This is a genomic window from Streptomyces sp. NPDC029139 (genome assembly GCF_055564335.1).
This window is the reverse complement of sequence record NZ_JBVHWN010000011.1, coordinates 64,718-76,150: the sequence shown is the minus strand read 5'-3', so window position 1 is coordinate 76,150 and position 11,433 is coordinate 64,718. Positions and strand designations below refer to the sequence as shown.

General features: G+C 74.6%; 9 protein-coding genes. 5 read left to right on the top strand and 4 right to left on the bottom strand.

The genetic code is table 11. The features are described 5' to 3' along the window. Window positions 1-49 precede the first annotated feature (49 nt). From ACZ4VW_RS23480 to ACZ4VW_RS23470, 3 genes are all read left to right on the top strand, one after another. Window positions 50-1,726, top strand: coding sequence for a protein phosphatase 2C domain-containing protein (locus ACZ4VW_RS23480; RefSeq protein ID WP_467965446.1), 1,677 nt, complete (start codon window positions 50-52; stop codon window positions 1,724-1,726). Between the two features lie 27 nt (window positions 1,727-1,753). Beyond that, the gene (locus tag ACZ4VW_RS23475) at window positions 1,754-3,496 is read left to right on the top strand and encodes a pyruvate dehydrogenase (protein WP_467965444.1); all 1,743 of its coding nucleotides are present in this window, start codon (window positions 1,754-1,756) and stop codon (window positions 3,494-3,496) included. Window positions 3,497-3,616: 120 nt separating this feature from the next. Then, window positions 3,617-4,021, top strand: a complete 405-nt coding sequence (locus tag ACZ4VW_RS23470) for an ATP-binding protein (protein ID WP_467965738.1) — start codon at window positions 3,617-3,619, stop codon at window positions 4,019-4,021. 30 nt (window positions 4,022-4,051) lie between these two features. Here the strand turns inward: ACZ4VW_RS23470 and ACZ4VW_RS23465 are convergent, their stop codons facing one another. Both ACZ4VW_RS23465 and ACZ4VW_RS23460 read right to left on the bottom strand, forming a co-directional pair. After that, window positions 4,052-5,137, bottom strand: coding sequence for a DUF2637 domain-containing protein (locus tag ACZ4VW_RS23465; protein WP_467965442.1), 1,086 nt, complete (start codon window positions 5,135-5,137; stop codon window positions 4,052-4,054). A 205-nt stretch (window positions 5,138-5,342) separates the two neighbouring features. After that, window positions 5,343-6,200, bottom strand: coding sequence for a (2Fe-2S)-binding protein (locus ACZ4VW_RS23460; RefSeq protein ID WP_467965440.1), 858 nt, complete (start codon window positions 6,198-6,200; stop codon window positions 5,343-5,345). A gap of 182 nt (window positions 6,201-6,382) precedes the next feature. On the opposite strand from ACZ4VW_RS23460, the gene ACZ4VW_RS23455 reads away from it, so the two are divergent. After that, entirely contained in the window at window positions 6,383-7,279 is an 897-nt protein-coding gene (locus ACZ4VW_RS23455; protein ID WP_467965438.1) for a GntR family transcriptional regulator, read from the top strand. Window positions 7,280-7,375: 96 nt separating this feature from the next. Beyond that, complete coding sequence (locus tag ACZ4VW_RS23450; RefSeq protein WP_467965436.1) at window positions 7,376-9,046, top strand: WD40 repeat domain-containing protein; 1,671 nt, start codon at window positions 7,376-7,378, stop codon at window positions 9,044-9,046. 39 nt (window positions 9,047-9,085) lie between these two features. Here the strand turns inward: ACZ4VW_RS23450 and ACZ4VW_RS23445 are convergent, their stop codons facing one another. Together ACZ4VW_RS23445 and ACZ4VW_RS23440 are read right to left on the bottom strand one after the other, a co-directional pair. After that, on the bottom strand, window positions 9,086-9,874 hold the full coding sequence (locus ACZ4VW_RS23445) for a hypothetical protein (RefSeq protein WP_467965434.1): 789 nt from the start codon (window positions 9,872-9,874) through the stop codon (window positions 9,086-9,088). A 157-nt stretch (window positions 9,875-10,031) separates the two neighbouring features. Then, a complete protein-coding gene (locus ACZ4VW_RS23440; protein WP_467965432.1) occupies window positions 10,032-11,390 on the bottom strand; it encodes a hypothetical protein in 1,359 nt (452 codons plus the stop codon). Window positions 11,391-11,433: the final 43 nt, after the last annotated feature.

Here is an 11,433-nt window from a genome sequence, read left to right as displayed (position 1 = left end):
TTTCTTCATGTCCCGTTTTCGGGCGGCCCGCTCGGTGGACAATAAGGGCATGACTCAGCAGGGGGACAACTGGTGGGACAAGCTCTACGACGACACGGCGCCGGACACGGCGCCGACGGCGACGGGTGACACGCTCGACGACCGCTTCGACTCGGCGTCGCGCGCGACAGGCGGGGCGACGCACCCGACGGCGGGACCGCCGGGGGCCCGTCGGGAACCGCTCGACGACGCGAGCCCGCCACCGCGCTCCTTCCCGCCGCCCCCGCCCCGGGCCCCCTGGGAACCGCTCGACGACGCGGGCCCCGCACCGCGCTCGTTCCCGGCGACCCCGCCGCGACCGCCCGTACCGGCCTCCGACGCCGTGGCGTCCGCCCCGCCCACGGCCCCACCGCCCGCCCGGCCCCCCGCCCCGGCGCCGCCGAAGGCGGAGCCCCTCCCGGCGGCACCGCCCCAGCCCCCACCGCCGTACGTCACCGCGGCCCCACCGCCCCCCGAACCGCTCCACCGCGCGGGGACACCCCGCCCCGACACCGAGGCCGCCGCGCCCGGCGGCCCGTCCGGAGTCCCGTCCGACGGGACGGGGCGTGCGCCCGCCGCCACCCCACCGCCTCCGCCCGCCGCAGCGAAGGCCGCACCCACCCCGGGGGCGGGGGACACGCTCCCCGACCCCGCCCGGCCGGAGGCCGACACCGCCCTCGACACCGCCCCGGAGGCCGGCCTCTCGGCCGTGCCCCGCCCCCGTGCCGAGCACATCGGCAGCCGGCCGCCCACCTACGAGGCCGAGCCCACCGCCCTTCCGGCCGCCCGGCCCGACGAACTCGACGACCTGGTCGCCGACACCGTGCTCGACGGCGCCCGCTACGGCGCCTGCACGCTGCGCGCCGCCTCCCTGCGCGGCGACTCCGCCCGCTACCGCGGGGACCCGCGCAGGGACGCCCTCCTCACCGCCCGCTTCGGCCACGCCGAGGCCGCGCTCGTCCTCGTCGCCGTGGCCACCGGAGCCCGGGCCGCCGAGTCGGCCCATCTCGCCGCCGCCGACGCCTGCCGCTGGATCGCGGAGGCCGTCGGCCGCAGCCACACCCGGCTCTCCGAGGACATCCGGGCCGGCCGCCGCGGCGACCTCAAGTCCGGGCTCCACCGACTCACCGACCGCACCTTCGGCAGACTCCGCGCCCGCGCCGCCGAACGGGGAGTGGAACCGGAGGAGTACACCGCGAGCCTGCGCTGTCTCCTTCTCTCCGCCGACCCCCACTGCCGCACCCGCGTCTTCTTCGGCATCGGCGGCGGCGGGCTGTTCCGGCTCCGCGACGGCGCCTGGCAGGACATAGAGCCGCTGGTGCCGGAACCGGCAGCGCTCACCGGCGCACCCGTCGTCGGCTTCGGCTCACCACCGTCCGACGTGCCGGCGGAGACGGAGGAGGGCGACCGGCTCACCATGGACCTCGGCATCACGACGGCCCCCGGCCCCTTCGTCGAAGCCCCGCTGCCCCCGCCCGCCGAGCCGTTCCGCTTCCGCGCCTCCGTGGCCCGTCCCGGTGACACCCTGCTCCTCGCGTCGAACGGCCTCGCCGAGCCGATGCGCGGCGAGCCCGCCCTCCCCGAGGAACTGGCCGAGCGCTGGGCCGGCGCCGAGCCGCCCGGACTCGCCGCCTTCCTCGCCGACGTACAGCTGCGGGTGAAGGGGTACGCCGATGACCGTACAGCGGTGGGCGTCTGGGAGGCGTAACGCGGCGGCCCATGTGTTGATGGACCCATGGCCAAACAGAATGTCGCAGAACAGTTCGTCGACATCCTTGTCCGCGCGGGCGTGCAGCGCCTGTACGGAGTCGTCGGCGACAGCCTGAACCCCGTCGTCGACGCCGTCCGCCGCACCCCCGGCATCGACTGGGTCCACGTCCGGCACGAGGAGGCCGCCGCCTTCGCCGCCGGGGCCGAGGCGCAGATCACCGGCCGTCTCGCCGCCTGCGCGGGCTCCTGCGGTCCGGGCAATCTGCACCTGATCAACGGCCTGTACGACGCCCACCGCTCGATGGCCCCGGTCCTCGCCCTCGCCTCGCACATCCCGTCGAGCGAGATCGGCCTCGGCTTCTTCCAGGAGACCCATCCCGACCGGCTCTTCACCGAGTGCAGCCACTACAGCGAGCTGATCTCCAGCCCGCAGCAGATGCCCCGGCTGCTGCGGACGGCCATTCAGCGCGCCGTCGGCCGGGGCGGCGTCAGCGTCGTCGCGCTGCCCGGTGACATCGCCTCCGAGCCCGCCCCCAAGGAGGCGGTGGAGCACGACCTCGTCACCACCCGGCCCACCGCCCGCCCGGGGGACGCCGAGATCGACGCCCTGGTGCGGATGATCGACGCCGCCGACCGGGTGACGCTGTTCTGCGGCAGCGGCACGGCCGGGGCGCACGCCGAGGTCATGCAGTTCGCCGAACGGCTGAAGGCGCCCGTCGGCCACGCGCTGCGCGGCAAGGAGTGGATCCAGTACGACAATCCGTTCGATGTCGGCATGAGCGGACTGCTCGGCTACGGCGCCGCCTACGAGGCCACCCACGAGTGCGATCTGCTGCTCCTGCTGGGCACCGACTTCCCGTACAACGCCTTCCTGCCGGACGACGTCACGATCGCCCAGGTGGACATCAGGCCCGAGCACCTCGGCCGCCGCTCCAAGCTCGACCTCGCCGTCTGGGGCGATGTCCGCGAGACCCTGCGCTGCGTCACGCCGCGGGTGCGGCCCAAGACCGACCGCCGCTTCCTCGACAAGATGCTGAAGAAGCACGCCGACGCCCTGGAGGGGGTCGTCAAGGCGTACACCCGCAAGGTCGAGAAGCACGTGCCGATCCACCCCGAGTACGTCGCCTCGGTCCTCGACGAACTCGCCGACGACGACGCCGTGTTCACCGTCGACACCGGCATGTGCAACGTCTGGGCCGCCCGCTACATCTCGCCCAACGGCCGCCGCCGGATCATCGGCTCCTTCTCGCACGGCTCCATGGCCAACGCTCTGCCCCAGGCCATCGGCGCGCAGTTCGTGGACCGTGGCCGCCAGGTGATCTCGATGTCGGGCGACGGTGGATTCTCCATGCTGATGGGCGACTTCCTCACCCTCGTCCAGCACGACCTGCCCGTGAAGATCGTCCTGTTCAACAACTCGTCCCTGGGAATGGTGGAGCTGGAGATGCTGGTCGCCGGGCTTCCCTCGTACGGAACGACGAACCACAACCCCGACTTCGCCGCCATCGCCCGCGCGGCCGGCGCCTACGGCGTCCGTGTGGAGAAGCCCAAACAGCTGGCGGGCGCCCTCAAGGACGCCTTCAAGCACAAGGGCCCTGCGCTCGTCGACGTCGTCACCGATCCCAACGCCCTCTCCATCCCCCCGAAGATCAGCCGCGAGATGGTCTCCGGCTTCGCCCTCTCCGCAGGCAAGATCGTCCTGGACGGCGGGGTCGGCCGGATGCTCCAGATGGCCCGCTCCAACCTGCGCAACGTGCCCCGCCCCTGAGCGGCCGGCCCCCACCCCGGTCCGGCGCCGCCCGCATCGTATGAATGCGGGCGATGTGGTGGGGCATGCATCCCCGTGAGCCTGTTCGAGATGAGTTGTTCCGACATGTGGGTGGGGGATATGGCCGGGGAGTCGAGACAGCCGACTCAACTGCTCAGGAAGGTGGGATGCGCCGATCTCACCGCGGTGCCGGAGGTGCGCCACGCGTTGCGCGCGCTGCTGCGGAGATGGGGTGAACCAGGGGCCTCCGACGTGGCCGAGCTGCTCACGAGCGAGCTGGTGACCAACGCGCTGATCCACACGGACCACGGCGCGGTCGTCACCGCGACCGTCGTTCCCGACAGCCTCCGCGTCGAAGTCCGCGACTTCGTCTCCGGCCTCTCCGAGCCGCGCGCACCGATCGCCGACGACGGTACGCACGGCAGAGGACTGGTCCTGGTCCAGGAGCTGGCCGACTCCTGGGGAGTCGAGGACCACGGGGTGGGCAAGGTGGTGTGGTTCGAACTCAACGGCGGGGCCGCCTGAGAGGCGGCCCCGCCGTTCCGTGTTCCGATCTCAGCCGAACTGCTGCTCGAGATCCTTGAGTTTCCGCTCGAGGGAGTCGAGCCGGGGCAGTGTCTGGGTGTCGTCCTCGGCGGTGAGATCCACCGTCCGCGGCTCAGTACCCTGCACGGCCTGGAGGGAGGGCCGGTGTCGAAGCGGCAGTTGTCCGGGGTCCGGTATGGCGGGCTCCGCGACGGCCGTCCCCACGGACGTCGCGGAGCCCACCGAGCCTGCCGGGCCGACGGAGCCCGCACCGGGGTTCAGGGCCGCCACCTCGACCTGACGACCACCGCCGCGCCCCAGTCCGAAGGCCCGGTGCTGCCGGTTGATCGCCTTCAGGCGGGCCCGGTCGAGCTTCTCCTGATCGCGCCTGCGCAGCCGGTTCTGCTGCTTCTCCCGCCGGTCCTCGCGGACCTCGTCGACCGCCTCGTCCAGGGTCCGTACGCCCTCCAGGAGCATCAGCGACCAGGCGGCGAAGGTCTCCCGGGGTGCCCTCAGCCACCGTACGATCCGGATCTGCGGCAGCGGACGGGGCACCAGGCCCTGCTCCCGCAGCGCCGCCCGGCGGGTCTGCTTGAGGGCCCGGTCGAAGAGGACCGCCGCCGAGAGGGACATGCCCGCGAAGAACTGCGGGGCGCCCGCGTGGCCCAGGCCCCGCGGCGCGTGCACCCAGTTGAACCAGGCCGCCGCGCCGGCGAACGTCCAGACGAGGAGGCGCGAGCCGAGGGCCGCGTCGCCGTGGCTCGCCTCGCGGACCGCGAGGACCGAGCAGAACATCGCCGCGCCGTCGAGGCCGAAGGGGACGAGGTACTCCCAGCCCCCGGTGAGGTTGAGGTTCTGCCGGCCGAAGCCGACGAGCCCGTGGAAGGAGAGTGCTGCGGCGACGGCCGCACAGCAGAAGAGCAGGACGTAGGAGGCGGTTCCGTAGATCGCTTCCTTGCGTCTGCGGCGTTCCTCGCTGCGCTCCCAGGAGTCGTCGGCCGCGGCCTGGTCACCGGCGCGCTTGCCGCGCGCGAGCACCGCCACCGCCGTCAGGACTCCGGCCACCATGACGCCGCCAGGAAGCAGCCAGTCCAGCGATATGTCGGTCAGTCTCATGCGGTGTCCCTTGCATCGCAGTAGGGCCTTTCGGGCGCCCATACTGGCCGACCCCGAAGGGCCTACAAGGGGTTTCGCGGCAAGAGCACGCCATTGGGGTCGCACAGCATACGAATAGGTGCGATCTACTCGAACGACCGCACGCGCACCAGGAGTTACGTTCGATTTACGCCACCCGTGCGGGTGGCGTAATCCCCCGGGAGGGTCAGGCGGTCGCCGCCAGCCGGCGGACCCGCTCGGCGTCGCAGGTGCGCGGGCACGTCAGGCAGGTGTCCTCGGGGCGCAGCGTGTAGAAGAAGCAGCACGTCGCCCGGTCCCGGGTGGAGCGGGTCGTTCCGTCGGCGTCCACGGAACCGGCCAGCTCGCGGAAGCCGGCGGCGCCCGCGTACGGCTTGGCCGTGCCCGGCATCAGCAGCTCCAGCTCGCGCATCGCCCGCTCCTCCTCGCCGAGCAGCGCCGCGATGTACCAGAGGCCCTCGACGATCTCGTCCGTCGCCATGCCCCACAAGGCGCGCCTGCCGCGCCGCATCCGCGACCCGAATCCGGCCAGGACGTCCTCGAAGTGCTCGGCGAGCGAGGCCCGGACCTCGGCGCGCAGGGCCTCCTCGTCCGGGACGACCCGCGCGCCCGGCAGCGCGGCGGCGGGGTCGCCGGGCAGGCAGGCGAACTCCTCGACGCGGACGGCCATCCGTCCCAGGGTCCTATGGAAGGCGACGTTCCGGGCCGGCATACGGGGAACCCTGCGGTGCAGGAACCAGGGGACCGTGACGAGGAGGCAGGCCGGCCAGGCGTACCGGTGCAGTCCGAAGCTGGCGACCACGTCGGGGCGGGCCCGCTGTCCGTAGTCCCGCAGCACCTGGGCGTCGTCCCAGGCGAGGAAGGCGTCGAGCGCGGCGCCCCCCACCGCCAGCTCGTCGGCGCCGACCCATCCCGCACCACGCGGTGTGCTCTCGTGCTCGCCCAGTTCCTCTATCCGCAGGCCGGAGAACACCTCGCCGAGGCGGGCGTACGAGGCCGCGACGGGCGAGGTGAAGGGGGCGGGGAGCAGGGCGGGGACGGCCATACGGGACCACCGAATCGCGATCGTTAACAGGTAAGCCTTACCTTACCCGATGCGATCGATGTTTGCGCCTCGTCTCCAGGGGGCACGCCCACCTGGTCCCCTGTCGCTCCGTCTCGCATATGGTGCACGGGGGGCCTGGCCATGGCGAGCCGGGCCCGGCACAACCCCGCAGGAGGACCCGGGTGGAGCAGGGCAGAGCGCGCGAGCGGGCGCAGGAGGAGCCGTACCCGCCGTTCGGTGACGCCCCACGGGTCCCCGAGCAGGGCCGCTTCGATGCCTCCGCGGCCGACGTGCCCGCGCCCCGTTCCGCGCCCGCGCCCCGTTCCGTGCCCCGTTCCGCGCCGGCGCCCCGTTTCGCGTCCGCGCCCGCCCCGGTTTCCCCGCCCGCCCCGTCCGCGCCGGTCCGCGGGGAGCACACCCACAGCGAGCCGCCCGCCCCCGGGCTCGCCCCCCGTCCCGTACGGCGCCACTCCGTGCGGGGTCAGATCCTCCAGGCCCTGCGCACCGCTCTCGTCGGCGGCGAGCTGGTCCCCGGCGAGGTCTACTCCGCCCCCGTCCTCGCCGAGCGCTTCGGCGTGTCGGCGACCCCCGTGCGCGAGGCCATGCAACAGCTGGCGACCGAGGGCGCCGTCGAGGTGGTGCCGAACCGCGGCTTCCGCGTCACCGAACGCACCCCGCGCGAGCTCGCCGAGCTCGCGGAGGTCCGCGCCCTCATCGAGGTCCCGGTCATGCTGCGTCTGGCCCGTACGGTCCCGGCCGGCCGCTGGGCCGAGCTCCGCCCCCTCGCCGAGGCCACCTCGGCCGCCGCCGCCCGCGGCGACCGCGCCCACTACGCCGAGGCCGACCGCGCCTTCCACCGCGCGGTCCTCTCCCTCGCCGGCAACGAACAGCTCCTCGCCGTCGCCGACGACCTCCACCGCCGCTCCCAGTGGCCCCTGATGAGCGCCCCGGCGACCCGCCACGGCGACCTGGTCGCGGACGCGGCGGAGCACACCGCCCTCCTCGACGCGCTCGTCGCCCAGGACCTGACCGTCGTGCAGTCACTCGTACGGGAGCACTTCACCGGATCGGCGGGCTGACCACTAAGGTCGTTGCCGTCAGTCCGCCCGCCCGACGCCGTCCGTGAGGTGTGCCATGCCGTCCGCGACCCCGCCCCCGGCATGGGGCCGGCGCCCGTGACCGGATCCCCTCGCGCAGGACGCTCCGCCGCCGGTACGGAGGTCCAGGCGGCCCTGCTCGGCTGGCTCACCGACCCGGACGCGCCCCGCCTCTGCCTGGTCACCGGTGAACCCCGCCGGGGCAAGTCCGCGCTGCTCTCCTGGCTCGCCGCCCACGGCGGCCGTGCCGGCGCGCGCCGCAGGCGTTCGGCGCGCGAGCTGATCCCGCTCGCCGGGCAGAGCGCGCTCGGTACGGCCTGGGTCATGGCCAACCGCCTCGGCGTGGTGGCAAGGTCACCCGGCGAACTGGTCCAGGTCCTCGCCACCACCGAGGCCCGCCGCGCGGTCCTCGTCCTGACGGACCTGCACGCCGCCGCGGAACCGGAGGCGATCGCCGAACTGCTGGGGGAACTGGTCGGGCTCGGCCGGGTCCGGCTCGTCGTCGAGGTCCGCACGGGCGCTCCCGCCCATGCCCTTCTCGCCTCCCACCGTGCCACGGTGGTGGACATGGCGGAGCGGGACGGGACGGCCGGCGAGCCGCCCCGCCGACGGGCCGCCCCGCCTGCCGGGGCGCGAACGGAGGGTGAGGCCGGCGCGGCCGTCGAACTGACCGATCCCGCCGCCGTGTGCGAGGCCGATCCTCTGCTCGTCACCGCCCGCTACACGAGCGGGTCGGGTGACGGCCACGGTGGTGGTCACGGCGGTGACGGTCACGCCGGGGACGACCGCGGCGGCGACGACCACGGCGGTCTGCGCACCGCCTGGCTGCGAGCCGGGCAGTCCCTCTGCCGGGAGCAGGACCCCGCCGACCGGGCCCTGGTCCTGCTCGGCGCCCTCGGGGACGGCGCCGATCCCCGGCTCCGCCCCGCCCTGCGGCATCTCGCCGCCGGCGCCCCCTGGCGCGTGCGATGGACCCGCGTACGGGGCGATCTGACCCCGCCCTGGCCGGGACCCGTCACCGCGCTCGGGACCCTCGGCGATCGTCTGCTCGTCGCGGGCCGCACCGACGCCGTCCGCCTGCTGGACCCGGCCGACGCGGCCCCCGCGGACGAGCCGTTCACCAGCCCCGCGCGCCGGATCAAGGCGCTCGCCCCCGCGCCGGACGGTACCGTCCTGCTCCTCGACGAACGGGGCCGGCTGCACACCGTGCGCGGGCCGCAGCCACGCCCGCCCTACCTGGAGCGGCTGACCGCGGCCGTCGCGTCGACCCTCACCCGGCACCCCGGCACGGCGCTCGCGGCGATCAGCGGCTCCGTCGTGGTGGGCGACCGGCTCGGATCCGTGCACGCGTTCGGCCTGACGGGCATTCACCAGGCCGCGCTGCACAGCGGCCGGGTCACGGCCGTCACCGCCGTCGAGGCGCCGCCCACGCCCTTCCTCTGCAGCGGTGGCCTCGACGGCACGGTCCGGCTCTGGACCCCCGGCCAGGATCCGCACCCCGAGCCGGTGACCGAACGCCCCTGCCCCGTCGTGGCCCTGCACGCCGCCGCGTCCTCGGAGGGACCGTCCCTCGCGATCGCCTGGGCCGACGGGCTCGTGGAGCTCCACCACCTCGACACGAAGGAGCGGCTTTCCTTCCGCCCCGGACCCCCGGTGCGGGCGGTGACACTCACACCGGACGGGGGAGTGGTCGTGGGGACGGACGAGGCGCTCCTCCGCCTGGACGAGGCACCCCGTCGCTCGACGTGATGCCTCGTCAGAGGCAGCGGCAGCGGCTCTGAGTCCTCGTCAGGTCGCGGGCTGGGGGGCCAGTTGGGCGGCGAGCCAGGTCGGAACCCCGCCCAGAAGACGGAACAGCCGTGCCGCCTCGGCCCGCAGGCGGCCCGCCTCGGGCTCCGTCTCCGTGTCCGCCAGGGCGGTCAGGGCCGGAGCCGTACCCACCAGGAAGCCGAGCTCCTCGCGGATCCGCAGCGACTCCGCGAAGCCGCGCCGTGCCTCCGCCAACTCGCCCTCGCGCAGGGCGATCCCGGCCAGATGGCGCCAGGTGGAGGAGAGGAGCAGGGCGTCCCCCCGGTCCGTCGCACCGGCGTGGGCGCGGCGGAAGGCGGCGCGGGCGGCCTGGGGCGAGTCGCCGAGGTTCTGGGCGATCAGTCCCCGCCGGAAGTCGAGCAAGGGGCGCCCACCGGCCGAGGGGCCGATCAGCGCCGCCGCGCGTCCGAGCGCCGCCGTGGCCTCGTCGGCCCGGTCCCGTACGCCGAGCAGCGTCGACGCGTAGGCGAGATAGCCGCGTTCGCACGCCGCCGCCCCACGCTCCTCGTCGCTCTGCGCGACGGCCTCGGCCGCCCGGAGCGCCTCCTCGGCCTCGGCCCAGCCCTTCTCGGTGTACAGGCAGCGCTCGATCAGCAGGGCCGCCCGCTCCAGCGCCGCGGCCGGTTCGGCCGCGCGCGGGGTGAGCAGGGCGGCCGCGTCCGTCCAGCAGCCGCGTGAACGGAGACGCCATATGGCCGTCTCCATGGGGGTCCTCCCGCCGTAGGCAGGGGACGGATCGTCGCCACCCGTTGTTTCGGAACCAGACATGGCGGTGTCCGCCACATTGCCCTCCCCGAGCGCGCCATTGAGCTGTGAGTAGGCCCGCATCTCAACACGAACGGGCGCGCCGGGCCAAGGGGTCAGGTGAATTTTTTCACAAGAGCGGGGCGTCCACCGATATGCGGACGCCGCCGCCGGGTGGTCTTCAGCGGCCGATCCGATCGGCCTGTGCCCCGTCTCCCGGCGCGATCAGGGCGAGATGACCGCCGTCGTCCAGGGGGGTGGGCACCTTCAGCACGGCCCGTTCCCGGGTTCCCTCGAAGAGATGAACCTCGCCGTGACCGCCTCGGGTGACGGCGGTGTACTCCGCGCCCGGCGAGGCCGCGATCGCGCGCCGCTGCACACCGTCCCAGGGGGTGCCGCCCGGACGCGGGGCGCCGTCCATCGCGGGAAGCGGCAGCCGTGCGGCGACCCGGGGGAGGGGGGCCGAGGGGTCGATCAGGACCAGTTCGTCGCCGTCGGGGTGCACGCGCGCGTAGGCGAGGTGCGTGGCGGTGACGGCGAGCCGGAAGACCAGGCCGGGGCCGAGCGGGACCCGACCCGTACGGCCGGACGCGAGGTGGTGGAACCAGGCGTCGTTGCTCCACTCCGGCCACCGTCCGGGGTCGGCCGGGCCGCCCCGCACACAGGACCAGAGAGTGCGCCGGACCGGGTCGAGCCGCAGGTAGTAGCCCCGGCCGGGGCCCGCCCAGCCGAGCGGTTCCTCGGTGCTGAGCCGGTCACCCCGGCGCCGGGCGACATGGACGCCGGAGCCGGCCGCCGCGAACAGCCGTCCGCTCCAGGGGTCGAGGGCGTCACCGTGGCCGTCGTGGTCGGGCAGGGGCAGCTCGTGGTCGGGGTCGACGGGAGGGCAGGCGGGCGGAGAGCCGAGCAGGGACCGCCAGGCGTACGCGGTGAGGGTGCCGGGCTCGCGGTGGCGCAGGACGACCAGCGGGTCGCCGCCGGGCTCGCGGTGGCGCAGGACGACCAGCGGGTCGCCGCCGGGCTCGCGGTGGCGCAGGACGACCAGCGGGTCGCCGCCGCCCTCCTCCCCGACGCCGTCGCCGTCGGGCACCGCACCCGGCTCGCCGCCCGGGGGGTCGAGCAGGACGACACCCGGCTCGCCGGCCCGCGTGCGGACCCTGACGGACCGGGGGCGTTCGGCGCCCAGGTCGACGACGGTGAGCAGGTCGCTCCAGGGTTCCTCGTTGCGGCCGAGACCGGTGGTCACCGCGAGCCGGCGGCCGGTGGCGTCGGCCGCGAGGTGTTCGGCGGGGGTGGCGACGGGGGCGGTCGCCTCGACGAGCGGCCGGCCGGCATCGGGGCCGTAGGGGTCGAGCACCACCAGCTCGCCCGCCAGGTCGTCGACGAAGGCGCTGCGCCCCCCGGGCAGGGCGAGGAAGCCGGCGTGCTCGGCGAGGTGGCGACCGTCCAGGACGGCCCGCTCCTCGCCGCTCGGCAGATCCAACACCCTGACGCATCCGGCGACTTGGTCGGCGACGAGGAGGCGGGGCGGCAGCGGCACGGCGGGCTCCGGAAGGGTGGGCGGTGAACGGCTTATTGGTAAT